This is a genomic window from Chitinophagales bacterium, assembly GCA_017303835.1.
Classification (GTDB): Bacteria; Bacteroidota; Bacteroidia; order Chitinophagales; family Chitinophagaceae; genus JAFLBI01.
In genome coordinates this window covers 2,725,601-2,748,277 of the sequence record JAFLBI010000001.1, presented here as the reverse complement: position 1 = coordinate 2,748,277, position 22,677 = coordinate 2,725,601, and the positions used below count along the sequence as shown (strand labels likewise).

Below are 22,677 nucleotides of genomic sequence, written 5' to 3'. Positions count from 1 at the left end.
AGGTAAGGAGCAGGACGGGAAGCCCCGAAGGGAATCAGGAACAATGCAATTAATTGATTGTTAAGTGATTAGCTGATAACAAACCGGTACCCAACACCCTTGATGGTGAGTATCTCCACGGCGGTGTCTTCTTTGAGGTAGCCGCGCAGTTTGGTGATATAAACATCCAGGTTGCGGCTATTGAAGAAGGAATCATTGCCCCAGATATGGTTGAGGAGTTCTCGGCGGTCGATCACATCATTGCGATGCTGCCAGAGATACTTGAGCAGTTCTGCTTCGCGATATGACAGTTTTTTCTCCTGGCTGCCGATGGCGAGAACTTGTCGGTTAAGGTAGAATTGATAGCGACCAATAGCCAAGCTATCACCGCTAATGGTGATCTGAGTTGCCTGCTTTACACGAAGTGCATTTTCAATTCGCACGATCAATTCTTCCATGCTGAAAGGCTTACGGATATAATCGTTGCCGCCCAGCTTGAAACCACGCACCACATCTTCTGTTTGTGTTTTAGCAGTTAAGAAGATGATGGGCATATCCTCATTCAGCTTGCGGATATCTTCTGCTAGCTCAAATCCATTGCGATTGGGCAGCATCACATCCAGAATACAGATATCGGGTTGGGCATCTTCAAATAGACGCACCACATTGGCACCATCGGTTTCCATCACCACCTCAAAGCCACGGCTCTCCAAGGTTTCTTTCACGATTTTGCCGAGAAAGACTTCATCCTCTACATATAGTACTTTGATGCTCATGCAATCGGTAATTGAACGGTGAATACACTACCCTTGGGTTGATTATCGGTAACAGTAATTTGTCCGCCATGCTGTTGCACAATATGGGCCACATAACTCAATCCCAAACCATAGCCCTTGGCATTATGTCTGTCATTGCTCGGCACACGGAAGAATTTCTCAAACACTTTTTGCTGATACGCTCTTGGAATACCAATACCTTGATCAGCTATTTGCAAATAAATATGGGGGGACTTACTGATAAGCTTGATGGTAATTACTGGTTTTCCTTCGCTATACTTCAGCGCATTATCCAGCAGGTTATACACCACACTGATCATGTGCATCCGATCTGCTTGAATAGTGAAGTACTGACCTTCTGTTTCCACCTGCACGGCAGCATGCACTTTATCAAACTGCAAGCGCATGGTTTGCTCCACTTCCTGAATCAGTTGCTGCAGATCAAGCATTTCCAGCTGCATGTGCACTGCATCTTTCTCAAACATCGACAACTTGAGCACCTTATCTACCAAGAGTCCCAACCTTTGTAATTCAGCACCGGAAATATCCAGATACTCTTTTGTTTTCTCGGGATTTTGAATCGCATTGAAATTGCGCAATGCCTCAATCGCCACATTTACCGTTGCAATAGGCGTTTTAAGCTCATGGGTGATATTACTGATGAATTCATTCTTGATATCAGCCAAACGTTGCTGCCTTCGTAAGTTCTGATACATGAATACGAATGCAGTGATCAATAAGACAATTAATGCCAGCGAACCAATAACCTGCCAACGCATTTGCTGCAAGAGATAGCTGCCCGTATCACTGAACACAGCTTGATACGAATAAGGTACTGTAAAGCCGGTGATCATGGCTGCAGTAATAAATCCGCTGAGTGTATCCCTTGGCTCGGTCATTAGGGGCAAACTGTCCCTTTGCCACTTCTTAAACACAATGGTATAGGGCAGTTTTGGGTGCTTCTCGGCCAATACTTTTCTAAAAGCACTATCCACCTGTGCCGGAGGAATAGAATCATTCAGTGTTTTATTATTCTTGAAGAGTGTAACAACAGGTTGATTAAATGGAGTCGTCTGAATACTTGCAGTTGGTGGTGTAACAATATGCAAAATGGTATCAGACTGTTTCTTTGATCCACTGTCGGTATGCTTCATCAAAAAAGACATGCGCATATTGCTCATAGCTTTTTTCAATAAGCTATCAACCTGTCCAGAATTCGAACTTACTTGAAGCGTTGAACCTCCATTAAGGATGATTCGTTTGATACCACCACTTGTGTCAACGCTTACTTTAGTGCTGGTATCTCTTTGCTGGGCTTGACGGATGAATACTTCCATTAACTCAGGCGGAGGAACAGCTTTATCGCCTGCTTTAAATATATTGATGGCCTGTATTTGATCAGGAGAGATTTTATTCAATGTTTTTGCCAGTGCTGAAGCTACTTTACCGCTATCACGCTCCTCACTTACCCGCATTTCATACTTGAAATTCTTAGCAAAGGATTTTCTTGGCTTTACAGTAGAAATGATTTGTGCTACTTTATTGGTGTCAGTTGCAGTAAAAAGCAGGGTGTCTTGTAAAAAGCGATTACGCTGTAACTGAAAAAAACTGGTTCGGAAACTGGCATCGATACCCCGCTTCAGATTGGTGTACTCATCTGCATAGAGTTTACGCAGCCAGTATACCTGACCGAGCGCCACCAACAGAATTGTTAACAGCATGAGCAGTAATGAAATCCTTATTCGCTTCACAAAACAAATGTACAACCCTCTGGCAGCCAGCAATTCACCCTTAACCTTAATTAACCTCATTCCAACCCCCCTTAACCAAAGCCACGGGTAGATTTGCTGCATAAAAAAATTTGTATGAAAAGTGTATGGTTAATCGCTGGCGTATTGTTAAGCACCAGTTTATTTGCCCAACAAAAAGAGGGTACTATTATTTATGAGAGAAAACAGAATATGCATCGAAACGCAAGTGAGGAAATGAAGGCATTTATGCCTGAGTTCAGGACTACTAAGCAGATGCTGATTTTCAATGAAGTGAGTTCGATCTATAAAACTGTTCCGGAAGACGAAGCACCACAACCTTCAACTGGAGGTGGCGGTTTTGTTATGCGGATTGGTGGAGGAGGTAACGATGAAACCTATTTTCATTTTATCGAAGGGAAAAAACTTTCTTCCAGAGAAATACTAGGCGAGCAGTTCTTAATCACAGATTCTGTAAGAAAAGAGAAATGGAAACTTTCTGAAGAAACCAAAACCATTGCTGGTCATCTATGTAGAAAAGCAAGTTTGCGTACCAAGATTGCTAACCCTACTATGCGTATGTCGATTGGTGGTGGTGCTCCCGCAGGAAATCAGCAAACACAAGCTTCGCAAGAAAAAGAAGTAGATGTGATTGCTTGGTTTGCAGATGATATTCTTGCACCTGCTGGACCTGAAAACTTTAATGGCTTGCCCGGCGTGATTCTGGAATTAGATATTGACAATGGTGGAACAGTTTTCAGCGCTTTAGAAGTGCAAACTAAAGCAGATGCTAAAATGCTGAAAGAACCTAAGAAGGGTAAAAAAGTGACTCCAGAAGGATTTAGAAAAGCAGTTACCGAAATCATGCAAAATATGGGACCAGGCGGTATGCGCTTTGGCGGTGGTCGTTAAGCAATCCCTATAAAAAAAGGCACTCGCTTGAGTGCCTTTTTTTATTTCTCGATACCAAGTAGTTCTACTTCAAAAACCAGTGTGGCACCCGGACCAATTTTCTCTCCGGCAGCCCTATCGCCATATGCCAAATCTGAAGGCAGGTAAATCTTCCACTTACTTCCTACAGTCATTTGTTGTAATGCCAATTGCCAGCCACGTATCACATTACCTAAAGGGAAACTGATTGGTTCGCCTCTATCCACTGAACTATCGAATACAGTACCGTCTATTAGTGTACCATGATAATGGCAACGAATGGTTGATTCCAAACTTGGCTTAGTTGTATCTGTACCTTTCTTGATCACCTCATATTGCCAACCTTCCGGCATGGTAATCACACCCTGACGCTTGGCATTATTCGCTAAGAATGCTGCACCGGCTGCTTTATTGGCCTTGATCTTTACTGCATTGTCTTTATTCATATAGGTCTCCATGATATCATTCACAGACTCGGGCGCACACAGTGTAGGCTTCTTTTGCAAAACATCTGCAATAGCACGCTGCACCAACGATACATTCAGTGTAGACAATTTAGGTTGCTGTTGCAGACTTTGTCCGATTGATAAACCCAATGCATAAGCTGCACTATCGTTTAAGTTTTTCAAGACAGGTGCTGCAGGTTTTGCAACGGGCTTAGGCTTTGCTACAGGCTTTTGCTGGGCAGTTGCTTGTACCGCAGTAAACAAACTAAGTGCGATCAATACTTGCTTCATATTCTTGTATTAGGGCTTCAAATGTAGGGCAAGCCAGATGAAATCAAGTGCTAAAATCAGTAAATAGAGGAAAAGAAAATCCCAGCCTGGAAAGGCCGGGACTAAACTGTGATAGGAAAAACTAGTTCATAGTCCTGAAAACCATTCTTGGTCCGGCACTGGCAGTACCGCTCTTATTCAGGATAAACGTGAAGCCAAGGGTAAAATATCGTTGCAGTACATTGTAGCGTACATCTTCCACATAGTTCTGATTGGCGTTACGTGTAATACCTACGTTCTGATTTAAGAGATCAAATGCACTCAGCTTTACTTCTGCACGCTTATTCTTCAGGAAGCTCTTGGCAATAGAAGCAGTCCAATAAGGCACTTTGGTGTTGAAACCATCTGCACGACCGCTGTTCACTGTGTAAGTAAGATTGTTGTTGAAGATCAAATTACCGGGCAGATAATTCACCATTTCAATCGTGTATACCTGCTGCAAGAAACGATTGTTCAGCTGTGGCTGCAGTGAATAAGCCGCTTTACTGATATTCAACCGACCAGATGCAAAAACATCAATCTTATTCTCCAATGAGAAGGTCCAACTCAAATTTGGGCTAATAGAAGTGTTTGCAATTTCATTGCGCTGATTGTTCACAAAAGAAATATTGTTGCTATGATTCGCACCGAGGCCAATATCCAATCTCGATTTCAGCTTCTTCAGGTTAAAACCTGTATTCAGGTTGGCAAATGCGAAGAATACCCCATCTGCATTCACCGGTCTGCTGAAGCGACTACCATTGGCCTGAATGATATCTGAATTCACAATCGCATTATTGGTCTTATTCAGTGATGCCACAAAGAACAGGTTATGACCTCTGGCAATATTCAGATTAGTGAATGAAGCTGTAAGACTATGAATATAGGAACGACGCAAATCGGGATTACCTGCAGATACATTCAAAGGATCAGATACATCAGGAACGGGCTGCAACTGTGTAGTAGAAGGCTGTTGTGTAGACGTATTGTAATTGATGTTAACGCTTGCCTTAGAATTCACAGTATAGCGCAGATTTGCCGATGGAAGAATATCTGAGAAATTCTGTTCTATAGTTGTCGCAGTGGTTTTATTCTCACTAATTAGGTTGGTTTGCTGCGCAGAAGCTGAAATACCGGCATTGATCTTTTTGTAATTGGTGCGTAAGCCGATGGTACCACCAGCTACCGTATTACGGTTGGCAAATGCATTTGATAAAATCAGGTTATCTACATCATACTTGCCTGTGCCCGCATTAAAATCTCTGGTCTTCCTATCACTATTACCTGAACTGGCGTTGTAATAACCTGTCAGTTCCAGCAAAGAGCGCTTACCCAATTGTTCAGTGAATGTTGCGGAACTGGTTATTGAACGCGCCACAGCATCTCTGATAGCACGTTGGTTTAAAATCGAATCCTTTACAGGAATTCCTGCAGCATAAAAAGTGTTTTTGGTATACAAACTGCCTTCCAGTGAACTCTCATTATAGGCCATATTCACAGTTGCAGAGAAGGTTCTACCCTTCTTTTTAAACTTCTTTCTTAACAACATATTGTTACTGAAATTCATGGCTTCGGTCTGATTTCTATTATCGGAGAAACCATTATTGATAGGCTGACCATTCAATGCATCAGAACGATAAGTATTCAGCGTTTGGGTTCTGCCCTGTTGAAAAGTGAGCTGAGGAACAACACGCAAAGAGTGGGAACTATCGAACTGATGATCTATTGTCATACCAAAACGTTGCTGCTGGGCGTCTCGATTGGTTTTGGAATTCGACTGATAATTGAAGTTATTTCCCGGGAATAAATTCTGTCGATTGGTATTGCGCTCGGTGAACAGTCTTGTATCACTGATAAGTGCATTGGCATTCACATCTGTTTTCTTATTCCACTTATCGTTGAAGTTCAAACCTCCTGCATAGGTATTCGCTACACCTTGCTGATTTTGTCCCATACCTGTTACAGGCAATCCATAATCCTCACCGGCACCGATACGAATGGAGACACCACCGCCACCACTACGCATGCCGCGCTGTAATTCTCCATTGAAATTCAGGATATCACCAAGAGAAAAGCCCTGACGATTGGTATTGTTACCCATACCGATAAATGATAATTGCTTTTCTCCATTGAATCTATTGACATTGGCCTGCGCATCGAAACGACCTTCTGTACCTGCTGCGGCAGTCACCCTACCGAAAGTTGCCTTATTCTTATCCTTCTTCAATTTCAGGTTGATGGCTTTTTCACTTTGACCATCATCCATACCGGTAAACTGTGCACGATCTGATTTTCTATCGTATACCTGTACTTTATCTACCCAATCTGCATTCAGGTTCTTTGTAGCCAACTTCGGATCTCCAGTAAAAAACTCCTTCCCATTCACCAATACACTACGCACTTGCTGACCATTTACACGCACAGCACCATCTCTGTCAACTGTTACGCCAGGTAATCGCTTCAACATGTCTTCCACAACAGCATTGGGCTGTGTTTTGAAATTCTCAGTATTGAACTCAAGTGTATCATTCTTCATCTCCACAGGTGGCCTGCGTGCATTAACCGTTACACTGCTCATACTTGCCAGATCACTCACAACCACATTACCTACTTGCAGATGCTCTCCCTGCTTCAATTCTACAGGTAACCAAACAGGCAGATAACCAACATATGAAGTGGACAGCAGGTATTTACCTGGTTTGGGGATTTCGCGAATGATAAATTTTCCTGTTGAGTCTGCTCTGGAAAATGCCACAAGAGTAGAATCCTTATGATCAACAAGCGAAACCGTGGTATAGGCCAAGCCCTTTTTCAGCACCGTATCATAAACCCTACCGGATACAGCAGGTTGCTGAGCCTGAATAGAAAAGGAAATTGTCAGCAGAAAGAGAATCGTATAAACTGTGCGCATAAAATTGATTTCGGCACAAATCTATCTGGCCTAAACTGCGCAACCGGTTAACTAAGTTGACGGAAAAGTTAATCTAGGTTAATCTGGTATGAACGGCAACTATGCTGGATTCAATAAACGAGAAACCGCCTGTTCGGCCTGCTCGAAACCAAAGCCATTCAATACCTGCTGCATCATAGCAGCAATTTCAGCATTACAGAGATTGCCTATGCTGCCTTCATGTGTGGTAGGTGCAGGCGCATCAGGCATGTTGAAGCTGCCATCTTCTACCTGCTTACCGATGATTTTATAGGCATCGCGGAAAGGGGTTCCTTGTTTTACCAGTTCATTCACTGCATCTACAGTAAAGAGGTATTTGAATTTCTCGTCCTTCAGAATATCTGGCTTGATATGAATATTACTCAACATCAGTGCTGCCATCTGGATGCATTGCTGCAGGGTTTGGAAAGCGGGGAATAAATGTTCCTTCAATAATTGCAAATCTCTGTGGTAACCGCTGGGCAAGTTAGTCGTCATCATAGTGATCTCATTCGGTAAAGCCTTGATGCGATTGCAATGAGAACGGATCAATTCAAACACGTCCGGATTTTTTTTATGAGGCATAATGCTGCTGCCGGTAGTGAGCTCAGCAGGGAAAGAGATAAAATCAAAATGCTGATTGAGATAGATGCACATATCCATACTGAGCTTGGACAAAGTATCAGCTAAGTTAGCCATGGCTTGCGCCACGATGCGCTCGGCCTTACCACGGCCCATTTGCGCATACACTACATTGTAGTTCAGGTGCTCGAATCCGAGCAACTCAGTAGTCAAGGTTCTATTGATGGGAAAAGAAGAACCATAGCCTGCTGCAGAACCGAGTGGATTTTTGTTCACTACTTTGTATGCAGCTTGTAAAGTCTGTAGATCATCTACCAAACTCTCCGCATAAGCGCCAAACCACAAACCAAAAGAAGAAGGCATGGCTAATTGCAAATGCGTATAACCCGGTAGTAAATGGTCCTTATAGGCTTCACTTTGCTCCTGCAGTAATGCGAAAAAAGGTTCTATGGAGCGAACCAATTGCTGTAACTCGTAACGCAGAAACAATTTGATATCCACTAAAACCTGATCGTTTCTACTTCTTGCCGCGTGAATTTTTTTGCCTGTATCGCCGAGTTCCTGCGTCAGCAGATACTCTACATAAGAATGGATGTCTTCCATTCCTTCAGGAATTACAAAATCTGTGTCCAGTGTTGTAGGATAGATTTTCTGCAGACGCTTGACCAATTGATCCGCTTCCTCTGCTGTCAGCAGTCCAACAGACGCCAACATTTTGGCATGGGCAATATTACCCAACACATCAAACGGTGCTAGCAGTTGATCAAATTCCTTATCCCTACCTACAGTAAATTGCTCTACTGCTTTGTCGACTGCGGTATCTTTTTGCCAGAGTTTCATGCCTGCGTTTTTGTATGCTGAAGCAATTGTATATAGCCCTCTATTCCTTGCTTGATCTCATCTAAGAAAATATATTCATCAGCTGTATGGCTACGGGCACTATTACCCGGCCCCATTTTCAATGCGGGAAAAGGCATCAGGGCTTTATCAGAACAGGTAGGCGAACCATAAGGTTTTCTGCCCAAAGCTACACCAGCTTGCACCAAAGGATGATCTAATGCAATACGTGAAGAACGTAAGCGCGCTGAGCGCGGCTTTACTTCAGCCTTTAGATGCTGACGAATAATACTCAGCACTTCTTCGTGCGTATAAAAATCATTGATGCGGATATCTACCACAAACTGACAAACAGCCGGCACCACATTGTGGGCTTTATTTTCCGTGTTCACCACAGTCACACTCATTTTCACCGGCCCCAACCATTCTGATACTTTATCAAAACGATATTGCTGAAACCACTGAATGTCATGCAATGCTTTATAGATAGCGTTTTCTCCTTCTTCACGTGCTGCGTGGCCAGCTTTGCCGTGAACCGTACAATCTAAGACCAGTAATCCTTTCTCGGCGATAGCCAATTCCATTTGTGTAGGTTCTCCTACAATAGCAGCAAGTGCTTGCATAGGCGCGGACTGCTGTCCAACTGATTGCAAAAACTCCTGATGCAACAACAAAGCTTCAATACCATAATGGCCGGTAATTTCCTCTTCAGCTGTCGCAGCCAATACTAGATTGAAGGGAAGATTTTCTTGAGCGTAGAAATGCACAAAAGTGGCAATCAAACTCACCAAACAACCACCGGCATCATTACTACCCAAACCATAGAGCTTGCCGTCTTCCACAATTGGCTGAAAGGGATGTTTGGTGTATTGTGGATTCGGTTTTACGGTATCGTGATGCGAATTCAGGAGTATGATAGGCTTGGCCGGATCAAAATATTTGTTCAGCGCCCAAACATTATTAAGAAAGCGATAGGCAGGAATACCTTCTTGCTGGAAAAAGCTTTCAATTAAATCAGCAGTCTTGTCTTCTTCTCTGGAAAAAGAGGGAATGGCAATCAAACCTTTCAGTAAGCTTACTGCCTTTTCATATAATGCATCAATATGTACTTGATCAGTCATGAATAATTTGTGTTCCTGCATTTCCGCTAATGAGCAAGGGTAATTCTTCAGCCTTACCAATAATCACTTTGCGCACACCACTATCAATGGCAGCAAATGCATTGTCTAATTTAGGCAACATACCTGCGAAAACCAGTTGTTTTTCTTTTAGCTCAGTATAATACGCAGCATTGATGACAGGAATTACTGTACTATCATCATCTGCATTGAGCAAAACACCTGGCTTTTCAAATGAATAGATCAGGGCTGTTTCATAGTAGGCGGACAAAGCTTTAGCCACTTCCTGTGCAATGGTATCCGCATTGGTATTGAGTAGTTGGCCTTTCCCATCATGTGTAATAGGGGCCACTACCGGCGTGATGTTTCTCTGCAAAAGATCTTTCACCAGCACGGCATTTACTTGCTGCACATCGCCCACATAACCATAATCCACACCGTTCTTTAAAGGACGTTTAGCTGCCTGAATAAAATTGCCATCTGCACCTGTCAATCCCGCTGCATTACAACCATGCTGTTGCAAACTGGCCACAATAGACTTATTGATATGGCCCGCATAGACCATAGTAACCACTTTCAGCGTCTCCGCATCGGTAATCCTTCTTCCATCCACCATTTGCTGTTCTATACCCATGCCTTCTGCAACACGTGTTGCCAATTTACCACCACCGTGCACCAATATTTTATTCCCTTGCAACAATGCAAAGGACTGTAGAAATGCAGCCAGCTTGGCTGGATCATCTACAATATTGCCGCCTATTTTGATGATATAAAGCTTATCCATTATTGCGTAAAATTGAAGCCAATACTGCTTGCGCTGCCCATACGCGATTACCCGCTTGCGTTGTCACCAAACTGTTCGGACCATCAAGAATTTCATCACTCAATTCTACATTTCTCCGTACCGGCAAACAATGCATCACTTTCGCTTGATTTGTCAGCGCCAGTTTCTCATTGGTCATCATCCAAGCAGGATCGTTCTCGTACACTTTACCATAATCATGGAAAGTACTCCAGTTTTTTACGTACACAAAATCCGCATCCTTTAATGCTGCATCTTGGTCATGCGTGATGGCAGCACCTTTGGTAAATTCCTCAGACAATTCATAATCTGCCGGATGCGTAACCACAAAATCTGCTTCACCCCAAGCATTGATCCATTGTGCAAAACTATTGGCCACACACTGTGGTAAAGGTTTTACATGCGGCGCCCATGTGAGCACAACTTTAGGTTTGGCTTTAGTTATGGGCTTAGCTATTAATGATTCTTGAATTGAAATAATGTCCGTCAATGATTGTAATGGATGCAGTGTTGCACTTTCCAAACTCACTACAGGCACACCCGCATATTTTACAAACTGATTAATGAACATTTCGCTGTAATCATCTTCTCTATTTTTTAGAGATGGAAATGTTCTGATGGCAAGAATATCAAAGTATTGTCCCAATACAGGTGCAGCATCTTTCACATGTTCTACGGTATTCCCACTCATGATAGCACCTTCTTCAAACTCTAAAGCCCAACCTTCTTTGTCAACATTAAATACAACAGCTTCCATACCCAAATTACGCGCAGCCACCTGTGTACTCAAGCGGGTTCGCAAGCTTGGATTCAAGAACAATAAGCCAATACGCTTATTTTCTCCCAGCTGCTGATCCTTTAATGGATTGGCTTTATACTGCAGCGCTTGTTGTACAAGTGCATTGATATTGGCCACATCTTTTGTTGACAAAAAATTTCTCATGTCTATGCTTGGGTTAAGTCGTTGATGGAATCATGCAAGGCCTCTAAGAACTCATCCGCTTGCTTTCTGCTCAATGCCAGTGAGGGCAATAAGCGTATCACATTAGGTTTAGCTTCACCTGTAAATACTTTATGTGAGAAGAGCAACTGCTTTTTCAAGTCTTTTAACTGTTCTGGTACATCAAAACCAATCATGAGACCGCGGCCACGTACATGCTGTAAGCCATCAATCGCTTTTAGTTTATTCATCAGGTACATGCCACGCTGTTTGGCCATCTCAATCAGATTCTCTTGTTCCATCACTTCCAATACCGCTAATGCTGCAGCACATGCCAGATGATTGCCTCCAAAAGTAGTACCCAACATGAAATGCTTAGGCTGGATATGTGGCGCAATAAGGATGCCTGCAACAGGAAATCCATTACCCATACCCTTGGCCATGGTATAGATGTCTGCGTTGACACCTGCATAATCGTGTGCGAAGAATAGACCGCTTCTGCCATAACCACACTGCACACTGTCTGCGATATAGACTGCGCCGTACTGATCGCACAGTGAGCGAATCAAGCGCAGAAAATCATCATCCGCAACATTGATACCGCCTACACCTTGTATACCTTCAATAATGACTGCGGCAATTTCTTTTCCATTGGCTTCAAAGCAAGCTTTCAATGCAACTTGGTCATTGAATGGCAGAAAAATCACATTATCAGTTTCGTTAACCGGTGCTACATAATTTTTATTGTCAGTTACTGCAACAGCCAAAGAAGTTCTGCCATGAAAAGCTTTGCTGAAAGCAATTACTTTCTTTCTTCCTGTATGAAATGACGCCAGCTTTAAGGCATTCTCATTGGCTTCTGCGCCACTGTTGCAGAGAAAGAGTTGATAATCGGTTTTACCACTCAGCTGTCCCAGCTTATCAGCTAGTTGCTGCTGAATAGGAATACGGATAGAATTAGAATAGAAAGCGATCTGCGCTAACTGATCTTCAATGCGCTTTACCCAATGTGGGTGAGTATGACCAATGCTGATAACCGCATGGCCACCATACATATCGAGGTATTGCACACCATCATTGTCCCAAACATAACTGCCCTGTGCCTTGGTGATGGTAATATCATTGATGGGATAAACGTCGAAAAGTTTCATGAGCGAATTTGGGGATGAGAATGGTTGATGATGTTTTTAAAAGCCAATTGATTTTAAGTGCAAACCTGTTGTTTCTTCCAAACCAAAGAGCAGGTTCATGTTTTGTACTGCCTGGCCCGACGCGCCTTTGATGAGGTTATCAATCACGGAATGTACGACCAGCTTATTGCCTGATTTTTCTAATTGAATCACACACTTGTTGGTGTTCAAAGCCTGCTTCAGGAAAACTGCCTGATCTGTAACTACTGTGAATGGATGCGACTGATAATAGTCGCGATACAACTGATACAAGTTTTTCAGCGATTCCCCTGTATCTACTGTAGCACTGGCGAAAATTCCTCTAGCAAAATCACCACGCCAGGGCACAAAGTGCACAGGTGCTTCCACAAGTGGCTGCGTGGATAATTGCTGTAAGCTTTGCACAATCTCCCCCAGGTGCTGATGCGTCAAGGTTTTGTATGCTTGAATATTGTTGGTACGCCAGCTAAAATGACTAGTGGCACTGAGTGATTGTCCCGCACCTGTAGAACCTGTAATACCTGTTACATAAGCTTCCTTAAGTAAGCCTGCTTGTGCCAATGGTAATAAGCCCAACTGAATGGCTGTTGCAAAACAACCCGGGTTGGCAATATTTTTTGCTGCCCGAATAGCCTCTCTGTTCAATTCAGGAAGTCCGTACACAAATTGTCGCTCGCCCAACTGTGCATTTTCGGCTAAACGAAAATCGTTGGCCAGATCAATCACACGAATACGCGCATCAATAGTATTTTCTGTAAGAAACTTTTTCGATTCACCATGACCAAGACAAAGAAATAACACATCAATACCCTGACTGATTGAATCTGCAAAAAGTAAGTCCGTTTCGCCAATTAAGTCGGCATGTACTGTATGTAAGGGCTTACCTGCATTGCTTCTGCTGTGTACAAAAGCAATCTCCACTTCCGGATGACCCAACAGAATTCTGATGAGTTCACCGCCGGTATATCCGGCTCCACCGATGATACCTGCTTTAATCATTAGCTGCAGATTTTACCTGATGATAGATTGCTGTTTGATTACCGAAGATTTTGCTGAAGCCTCTCACATCATCGCCACTCCAACCGTTATTCATCTCACCGTACTTTCCAAACTTGCTGCTCATCAAATCAAATTTGCTTTCAATACCAATGATCTGGAAGCGGTAAGGCATCAACTGTACAAACACTTTTCCAGTAACCTGCTGCTGAGAACTTTCCAAGAAAGCTTCAATGTCACGCATCACAGGATCCTGTATCTGACCTTCGTGCAACCAATTACCATAAAATGAAGCCAACTGGTCTTTCCATTGCAATTGCCACTTGGTTAACACATGTTTTTCAAGTGCATGGTGTGCTTTCAGAATCACCATGGGCGCTGCGGCTTCAAAACCAACGCGACCTTTGATGCCAATAATCGTATCGCCTACATGGATATCTCTACCGATCGCATAAGTACCAGCAATGGTTTGCAAATATTGAATGGCTTTGCTAGGGTGATCAAAACATTCGTCATTCACAGCTACCAATTCTCCTTTTTGAAAATGCAGCACTACTTCCGCATCTGCTGTAGCAGTAAGCTGTGTAGGCCAGGCAGTTTCAGGTAACATGCCTTTGCTGTTCAATGTTTCTCTACCGCCCACACTGGTACCCCAAAGGCCTTTATTAATAGAGTAAGCAGCTTTTGCAAAATTCATCTCCACACCTTTTGATTGCAGGTAAGCAATCTCTTCTTCGCGACTCAATTTCAGATCTCGAATGGGTGTAATAATCTCAACGCCGGGAATCATGATATGAAACACCATATCAAAACGCACCTGATCATTACCGGCACCGGTACTGCCATGAGCTACTGCATCTGCATTCAGCTTTTTTGCATGTTCCGCAATATGCAGGGCCTGACTCAAACGCTCAGCACTTACACTTAGCGGATATGTATTATTCTTTAGTACGTTTCCGTAAATGAGGTATTTAATAATGCTATCGTAATAACCTTGTACTGCATCAATCGCCACATGGGTTTTTACACCCAGCTTATACGCATGCTTTTCAATTTCTTCCAGTTCAGCAGCAGAAAAACCACCAGTATTTACAATGATGCTATGCACTTCATAGCCCTTCTCTTCAGACAGGTATTTCACGCAGTAAGAGGTATCCAGTCCGCCACTGAAACCCAAAACAACTTTCTTGCTCATATTGGATGTTTAAGGATTATAAATGAAACAAACTTCTCAGGAAGGTTTTAGAGCCACCGCCACCTTCTGACTTATCACGCTTCAGCAAATTCTTAAGCAATTTCACTTGCTTAGCATGTAACAAACGTTCAAAAACCTTTTTCTTCTTTTCAAAGTATTGCTTGGTTTCCTCAGGCTCATAATGATCTTTGGGATCATAGAGCATAGCTGTACACATGCAGTTCTTACGCTCTTTGCTCATCAAAATATCATAATTCACGCAACTCTTGCACCCTGCCCAAAAAGCTTCATCTTGTGTTAACTCAGAATAGGTCACCGGTTCATAACCCAATTCGCTGTTGATTTTCATCACAGCAAGTCCGGTTGTTAATCCAAACAATTTAGCGTTGGGGTATTTCTCGCGGCTCAGTTCAAAGATTTTCTTCTTAATGGCTTTGGCCATACCGCTTTTGCGATACTCAGGCGCAACAATTAAGCCGCTATTTGCAACATACTCACCGTGGCTCCATGTTTCTATATAGCAGAAACCAACCCATTCACCGGTTTTAGTAACAGCAATAACGGCCTTGCCTTCCAGAATCTTTTCCGCCACATATTCTGGTGTACGCTTGGCAATACCTGTACCACGGGCTTTGGCTGAAGCAGCCATTTCATCTGTAATCCTTACAGCATAATGCGTATCCAGGTGTGTAGCCACACGAATAATGATATCTGCAGATTCCAACTTAGATCAATTAAAGAGTGAAAAAGGCTTTGGCAAAACACCCTGCGGGTGTGAAGAAGAAGCGGAGAGTTTTCACTGATAGGGGCAAGTGCCAGTTGCTCGTCCTATCAGCAACCACGTCGGGGTCTCGGTAAAAAATTGAATGCTGCTTCCATAGAGAAGACAGACTCAAACGTTTCGATATGTGAGGATACTTTGATCACTTTTTCAAATGAGGGCGTAAAAGTAGCATAGTTTTCATGAACGATGGCCTAAAATTTCCTTAAGCGGTTAAAATAAAAATCCCTGCAATCATTGCAGGGACTTACACTTGTTAGTTTCCACCTCTTCCTGAGCCGGGTGGGCGCATCATCATCATATTGCCTCCACCTCCCTGACGCATCATATTCATGAATGGGTTACCAGGACCCTGCCCTGCTCCAAAGCGACGAAGGTTATAAGTAAAGCTCAACATGAAGTATTGCTTCAGTACTACAGTTTGCACATCGGTGATGGTATTGCCACTCACCGTACGATCGATAAATACGTTTTTATTCAGGATATCAAACACACTCAAACGCACTTCACCACTCTTGTTCTTAAACACTTGCTTCGCGATAGAAGGTGTCCACAAGGGAATGGTTCTATTGAAGCCATCTGTTCTGCCCATATACGCTGTTAGTGTAAAATCACTAATCAGCATCCAACCTGATTTAGACGACCAGGTCATATCCCAGTCGAGACTCTGGGTGAAGAAGTTCTGGTTTTGAGAACTATTTACCGTGTTACGAACGGCATTAAAAGAAGAACGGCTGGTGAGGTTGAAATCAAAACGCTCCTTGATATTCATCACCCATGTAATACTTTGTGTGATATTCAGATTGCGGTTATAGTTTTTCTTGCTGTTGATCAAACTCACATCTTGATTATAGCTACCATTCGTTCCAAAGTTCAGATTACTCTTTGGCTTCTTCAATGGGAAACCAAAATTCATAAAACCACTCAGGCTATACTGTCCATTAAGGTTAAGCGGAATATTGATGATGGCACCGGGCTGTACGCTACCTGTTGGAATACCTGGAGGCAAAGCTGTGCCGGGCAGATACACAATGGTTGAATTTGCAATACGATTCTGCGTAGCGCTGAAATTCAATGAAGTGAAGAAATTGGTTTGCTTCATCACATCAAAAGAAGACCAGAACATATTGAAATTATGTCTGAACTCAGGCTTAAGCGATGGATTACCACCACTCACACTAAGTGGGTTAGTTAAATCAAACACCGGCTGCAACTGATTAGCATTAGGCTGATTGGTAGCCCCCCGATAATTGATACGAAGATTTTTGGTTCTGTTCTTATTCCAAGTCAAGTTCGCGTTAGGGAAGAAGTTCACCACATTCTGACTAATGGTAGTAGAGCGGCTATCATTGATGCTGGTCAAAGATGCCCACTGCACTGCACCACCAAAACTGAAGTTGAGCTGATTCTTTTGAATGCGATAGTTTAAACCTGCACGATGCGATTCAAAAGTATTTCGGAATAAGTTAGTCTGTGTAGTATCCTTGATATCATACAAGCCATTGGCTTTATTGAAACGGAAGGTTTCCCTGCCAGACTTACTCTCATTATTCCCATAATTATAGCTAAACTCCAGTAATTGCCCTTTAGCAATAGGCTCTGTATAAGACACGTTGGTACTGAAATTGCGACTATCTGAATAACTGGTAAAACGCTGATCCAATGTATCGAATCGGGCTGGCATCGGATCTCTGAAGATGATTTGCGTTGTATAAGAACTTCCAGAACCATCATTACTGGAAGCAGTGAGGTTTGCACTAACACTAACGCTTCTGCCAGCAGTTTTAAAACGGTGTCTGAACAATAATTCACCACCACCACTCATACCCTTATTCTTACTATTACCGGTGTATGATGCGTTGTTTACGTTTGTGAGTTTATTGCGTGTACCAAGTGTGTTCGTAGTTACATTGTTTTCACTTTCCTGAAATGAAACATTTGGACGGAAGATGATTGATGTAAATGAGTCCAACCTGGTTTCAATATTAAAATTGAAACGATGGTTTTGGTTACGATTATTCGTTAGACTATTCTGATTATTGAACAATGAAGCAGTATCACTTAATACGTTTTGCGTAATTCTATCCTGCACACGATTTACCTGTGTATTGTTATAGAAATAGCTTCCGTAAGCTTCCGTCTTTTTGCTCCACACATCGCGATAGTTTAAACCACCGGCCCATGTTTCGATGATTCCATTACCACCATTACCTAAGTTGCTGACAAAATTTCCTGCCTGACGAAAAGCGCCACCACCCAAACCACCAATAGCAACTGCGCCACCACCTGCACCGCCTCTTCCGCCGCCACCAAGATTACCACCACCAAAAGAACCGAGGATATCCTGTACAGAAAAGCTTTGCTTATTGGTATTGTTACCCTGACCGATAAATGAAATTTGTTGATTGCCGTTGAATCTGTTCACACTTAAACTGTTCTCATAACGTCCATCTGAACCCGCACCGATAGAAGCTTTACCAAACCAACCCTTACGTCTGTCTTTTTTGGTGATGATATTGATTGTCTTCTCACGATTACCATCATCAAAGCCGGAAAATGCTGCTTGATCGCTCAATGCATCAATTACCTGAATACGATCAATCACATCTGTTGGCAGGTTACGTGTTGCTAATTTGGGATCGTCACCAAAGAAACGCTTACCGTCAACCAGAACCCTTGTTACATTTTGTCCCTGTGCTTTTACATTACCATCTCTGTCAACTTCCATACCCGGCAGCTTTTTCAACAAATCTTCTGTATTGGCATTGGGTTTGGTCTTAAACATATTCGCGTTGAAATCAATCGTGTCCTTTTTCACCACAATTGGTGAAGCTTTTACTACAACATCACCCAACTGATTGGCAACAGGTTGCAGATAGATTGTCGTAAAACGCTTATCAGGATTGTTACGATCGATAGTAAAGGTTTCATACACAGAACCATAGCTCTGGAAACTCACAAGTAATAAATGGGTGCCGAAAGGCAGGTCAGCAATCTCAAAACTGCCATCTGCTTTGGCCAATGTAAACTTGATCAAGGAAGAATCTGCTTTATTCAGCACCGTAACAGATGCATCTTTCAGCGATTGCTTATTCAGCGTATCTGTGATACGGCCCTGTACAGAACCACTGGTTTTTTGTGCCTGAACGGCAAAAGCACTAAGAATGAAAAAACTAACAAAAAGTATAATTGATCTCATAACGGCATTTCGGTTGGCAAAATTACCTTGATAAGACCCCTGGTATACCCTTTTGTTTAAATTTAACAAGCTCCGATTGGATGAGCGGCAAATAGCTGGGATAGATGCTTTTCTTAGCTAAACAGATACTCAACATCCTCTTTAGTCAGGCTCTTCACAAATCCTTCATCATCCGTAATCAGGTCTTTGGCCAAAGCGCGCTTACGCTCCTGCAGTTTCAGAATTTTATCCTCCACTGTATCCGTACAAATCATTCTGTAGGCGAAGATGTTTTTAGTCTGACCTATACGATGGGTTCTGTCAATAGCCTGCTGTTCTACAGCCGGATTCCACCAAGGATCAACGATGTATACATAGTCGGCCGCAGTTAAGTTCAAACCCACACCACCAGCTTTGAGTGAGATGAGGAATACCCGACAATTATCTTCTTCCTGAAAACGTTTAATAGCTTTCTCTCTATCGGCAGCCGTGGTACTACCATCAAAATATTCATAGTCAACACCCAGCTCTTTCATTTTCTCACGAATCAATGCCAGCATACCTAGGAACTGAGAAAACACCAGTGCTTTGTGGTTACTGATATTCTCAGTGATTTCACGACCCAATTCTTCCAATTTCACAGAGACATTGGGATATTTTTCACCGTCCTGTTCACGCATAATGGCAGGGCTGTCGCATATCTGTCTCAGCTTCATCAAGCCTTGCAAGATGGTCAGTTGTGATTTCTGTATTCCCTGATCTTCCACCACACCCATGATGCGATCACGATAATCATTTCTGTACGCATCATAAATCTTGCGCTGTTCTTCCGCCATTTCGCAGAATAAAATCATTTCTTGCTTCTCAGGTAAATCCTGCGCTACTTGCTCTTTTGTTCTTCTGAGAATGAATGGATACAAGAGTTTACGCAAATGTTCTTTCTGTTCCTTCTCGCCAAACTTATCAATAGGTACAGCAAATTCTTGCTTGAAGAATTCCATTGAACCCAGCATACCCGGGTTAAGGAAATTCATCTGGGCAAAAATGTCGAAGGTATTATTCTGTAATGGCGTACCACTTAAGCACAAACGGTTCTTTGCTTTTAATAAGCAGGCCGCTTTTGCTACTTTACTGGATGGATTTTTGATGGCCTGACTTTCATCCAGCACTACATAATCAAAATCCATTTCCAGAAAATGTTTGATATCACTACGCAGTGTGCCGTAAGTGGTGATGATCACATCCACTTCATTTTGATGCAGGTCTTCCTTGGTTCTTGCACCTCCATGATGCACATAGAAGCGCAGCTCTGGCGTGAATTTTCGAATTTCATTACTCCAGTTGAACATCAGTGTTGTGGGGCAAACAACCAATGCTTTCAGCGTTTTGTTTTGCTGCTTTAAATGATGTAAAAAAGCAAGGGCCTGAACGGTTTTACCCAAACCCATATCATCAGCCAGAATACCGCCCCATTCTACTTCGCGTAAGTAATTCAACCATTGAAAACCACTAATCTGGTAAGGTCGAAGAATAGGTTCGAGGTGTTGAGGAGCTGGAATTGATTTAATCTCATGAAATTCTTTCAGCTTCTCGTATTTCTCCTCCAGCTTAAAGAACAATTCTTCTTCATCACGCTGCTGATACAATTCTTCAATAACACTGAACTGATACTTACTCAGTTTCAAGTGAGATGCTTTACCCTCACCCACTTTAAAGAGTAAAGAGTATTTGCGAATCCACTCTTCCGGTAAAATACCGAGTGTGCCATCATCCAGCTGCACATATTGTTGCTTATTGGCTAATGCTTTCTTTACATCAGCCACCGTTACTTTCTGTTCGCCGAAATGAATTTCCACTTTGGCATCGAACCAATCGGTATGACTGCTGATATAAATCTTGGTAGAAGGTTTGGCTGTGTTAAAACGGAAATGTTTCAACGCTTCAAAACCATATACCGGCAGGTTCATGTCCTTTACCGCATCTACAAAAAGAAAGAACCAGTTATTCTTTAATACATCGGTTCCTTTCAAAGCCAATGCATCCGAATCATTGATTTGTACAAAAGAAGAATGCAGCGAGGCAATCTTCTCCATCGCCATTTTCTCTGCTGGAATATTGCGCTGAATGATCAGCAGCTTATCCATCTCAGGAATTACAATGCGCTCCTTATCTGTACTGCGCACTTCATATCCGCGATAAGTATAGATGGGTTGGAAGATGAGGTACTCACCTTTTTCTTTCAGCAAAACCTTCACTTCAGGTTTTACATCCTTGAGTTCTTCTTTCTGCACATTGGCAAACTGCACATGGTACTCCTTGGTTAATGGCAATACTACTTCGCGCAAGTATTTAGGCCAGTCCTCTTTGGCAACGGTAATTTTCCCTGAAGGCAGGAATTTTTCTGTCACCATTACGTCTTCTACGCGTTGCCACAGATAAAATTGATGCTGCCATTTGAACAAAAGCGAAGCAGTGCTTTCATTTTCTTCCAAAGCCGGTGTAGCCAATGGCAACTTCACAAAGCATCGAATCTGATAGCCTTCTTTAGTAGCACTCACCTGAAACTCTGGCGCAATAGCTGCTGCAGCAACAGTAGCTTGCTTTAGATTGGCAGTAGTGAATGGTTTTTTCTCCGGCAGATAGAATACAAAGCCACTATCAGCCAGTTCAGTAAACAATTTCTTGTACTTGGGGAAGAGGTATTCAACAATCAGGTGACGTGTTTCTTCCGGCAACTCATCATCGTGCTGTTGAATAATATTTTCCCAGATACCACTGAAGGGGGAATTCCTGTTCAGGTAACGACTCACTTCATTAGGCATGAGTTTGCGTAACTGCTGAATCAGTCCCTTATCATTTTCATCAAACACTTCGGTATTCACAAACTTCGCCAAGTCTATCTTTTCGGTCTTGCCTGCGTAAGCCTGCAAGCTATCATTAGGCTCACCTTGTACTGCCTCTATCTGAACATAAGGATATTGATGCTCATTGGTTGCGAAGACAATACCCAATTTCAACTGGGTTCTTTCTATCTCTTCCTCCTGTGTTTCTGTAAGCACCGGCGTTACAGCTGGCTCTGGTCTGTTCTTGAAGTCTGAAGCATTGGCAATTTGTCCCACCCGCTTAATACTGGTATCCAACACACGCAGGAATGGCTTTCCATCAGTATAGGTAAAGTCAAATTTTCCGGTGAGATCATCATCTAGTGAATAACCGTAGAGGGCCAGCAGTTTATTCTTCTCCTTATCCCAGTTACGGATAGAATCGAAGTAATTGGCACCATGTGCATTCACCAATTGCAAAAACAAAATGGTTTTATGTACACATAAGGGATGCTTATCATCACTGGCACAATTACAACTGGTATCAAAATTGCGCTCTTCGTTTTTATGTAAAACAAGTGTGTAGGTATTGCCTTCCCAATCCAATTCCGCTTTTACTGTTTCATCTTTTGCGAAAAGAATATTGGCTTTATTGCTACGTAAATATTCTTCTGCTGCAGCATAGACATCCTGACTAGTGATCATACGGATCATCTTCAGGTCAATATGCTTCATCTTTACAACAGTATGCTTTTGATCGTAAACTGTGTCACGATCACCCAGCAGATTCTTATCAATCATCTCCTGCAGTGCAAATAATGCGCCTGCTTTGTGGCGACAAATTTCGCCCAGGTTATACGGACAAGTACAACGAAGTGAAACTGTTTTTGGATCGCGGAACTGGGTGATGTATACTTTGTAATACGTGCTGTAACTATCGTCTTTCACGCGCATGGTAGCTGCGCTCATCAAATCATCGTAATCTGTTAATTCCACATTGCCCAGCGCGTGAATCTTTTTCCCTCTGCGGATGACTTCATCGGTTCCACTGTTGTATATATGTTTGATCAGGTAAGGTAGTGCCATAAAAACTCAGGACTTGCTTTAACACCTTAACCACGAACAATTTCGTTTCAGAAA

15 protein-coding genes are annotated in these 22,677 nt (G+C 42.6%); 1 reads left to right on the top strand and 14 read right to left on the bottom strand.

Annotated elements, in window-relative coordinates; all coding sequences use genetic code 11:
* Positions 1-68: 68 nt before the first annotated feature.
* Together J0L83_12505 and J0L83_12500 are read right to left on the bottom strand one after the other, a co-directional pair.
* Positions 69-755, bottom strand: coding sequence for a response regulator transcription factor (locus tag J0L83_12505; protein MBN8665395.1), 687 nt, complete (start codon positions 753-755; stop codon positions 69-71).
* Positions 752-2,476 (bottom strand): HAMP domain-containing histidine kinase, encoded by a 1,725-nt coding sequence (locus J0L83_12500; GenBank protein ID MBN8665394.1) that lies wholly within the window; start codon positions 2,474-2,476, stop codon positions 752-754. Before J0L83_12500 ends, J0L83_12505 begins: the two co-directional genes overlap by 4 nt.
* A gap of 144 nt (positions 2,477-2,620) precedes the next feature.
* On the opposite strand from J0L83_12500, the gene J0L83_12495 reads away from it, so the two are divergent.
* Positions 2,621-3,415: a GLPGLI family protein gene (locus J0L83_12495; GenBank protein ID MBN8665393.1), complete on the top strand. Its 795-nt coding sequence runs from the start codon at positions 2,621-2,623 to the stop codon at positions 3,413-3,415.
* Between the two features lie 41 nt (positions 3,416-3,456).
* Here J0L83_12495 and J0L83_12490 read toward each other — a convergent pair whose 3' ends face one another.
* The 12 genes from J0L83_12490 to J0L83_12435 form a co-directional block, all read right to left on the bottom strand.
* Positions 3,457-4,170, bottom strand: a complete 714-nt coding sequence (locus J0L83_12490; protein ID MBN8665392.1) for an FKBP-type peptidyl-prolyl cis-trans isomerase — start codon at positions 4,168-4,170, stop codon at positions 3,457-3,459.
* Positions 4,171-4,291: 121 nt separating this feature from the next.
* Complete coding sequence (locus J0L83_12485; protein ID MBN8665391.1) at positions 4,292-7,099, bottom strand: outer membrane beta-barrel protein; 2,808 nt, start codon at positions 7,097-7,099, stop codon at positions 4,292-4,294.
* Positions 7,100-7,198: 99 nt separating this feature from the next.
* Complete coding sequence (gene argH / locus J0L83_12480; GenBank protein MBN8665390.1) at positions 7,199-8,539, bottom strand: argininosuccinate lyase; 1,341 nt, start codon at positions 8,537-8,539, stop codon at positions 7,199-7,201.
* Entirely contained in the window at positions 8,536-9,657 is a 1,122-nt protein-coding gene (locus J0L83_12475; protein ID MBN8665389.1) for a M20 family metallo-hydrolase, read from the bottom strand. Before J0L83_12475 ends, argH begins: the two co-directional genes overlap by 4 nt.
* On the bottom strand, positions 9,650-10,438 hold the full coding sequence (gene argB / locus J0L83_12470) for an acetylglutamate kinase (protein MBN8665388.1): 789 nt from the start codon (positions 10,436-10,438) through the stop codon (positions 9,650-9,652). Before argB ends, J0L83_12475 begins: the two co-directional genes overlap by 8 nt.
* The gene (locus J0L83_12465) at positions 10,431-11,399 is read right to left on the bottom strand and encodes an N-acetylornithine carbamoyltransferase (protein ID MBN8665387.1); all 969 of its coding nucleotides are present in this window, start codon (positions 11,397-11,399) and stop codon (positions 10,431-10,433) included. The genes argB and J0L83_12465 overlap by 8 nt, the downstream gene beginning before the upstream one ends.
* A gap of 2 nt (positions 11,400-11,401) precedes the next feature.
* A complete protein-coding gene (locus J0L83_12460) occupies positions 11,402-12,547 on the bottom strand; it encodes an aspartate aminotransferase family protein (protein MBN8665386.1) in 1,146 nt (381 codons plus the stop codon).
* Between the two features lie 36 nt (positions 12,548-12,583).
* Entirely contained in the window at positions 12,584-13,564 is a 981-nt protein-coding gene (locus J0L83_12455) for an N-acetyl-gamma-glutamyl-phosphate reductase (protein MBN8665385.1), read from the bottom strand.
* Positions 13,557-14,756 carry an argininosuccinate synthase gene (locus J0L83_12450; protein MBN8665384.1) on the bottom strand — a complete coding sequence of 400 codons (1,200 nt, stop codon included), beginning with the start codon at positions 14,754-14,756 and terminating at the stop codon, positions 13,557-13,559. The genes J0L83_12455 and J0L83_12450 overlap by 8 nt, the downstream gene beginning before the upstream one ends.
* Before the next feature lie 16 nt (positions 14,757-14,772).
* A complete protein-coding gene (locus J0L83_12445) occupies positions 14,773-15,405 on the bottom strand; it encodes a GNAT family N-acetyltransferase (GenBank protein MBN8665383.1) in 633 nt (210 codons plus the stop codon).
* 388 nt (positions 15,406-15,793) lie between these two features.
* The gene (locus J0L83_12440; GenBank protein MBN8665382.1) at positions 15,794-18,736 is read right to left on the bottom strand and encodes an outer membrane beta-barrel protein; all 2,943 of its coding nucleotides are present in this window, start codon (positions 18,734-18,736) and stop codon (positions 15,794-15,796) included.
* Between the two features lie 113 nt (positions 18,737-18,849).
* A complete protein-coding gene (locus J0L83_12435; protein ID MBN8665381.1) occupies positions 18,850-22,623 on the bottom strand; it encodes an SNF2 helicase associated domain-containing protein in 3,774 nt (1,257 codons plus the stop codon).
* Positions 22,624-22,677: the final 54 nt, after the last annotated feature.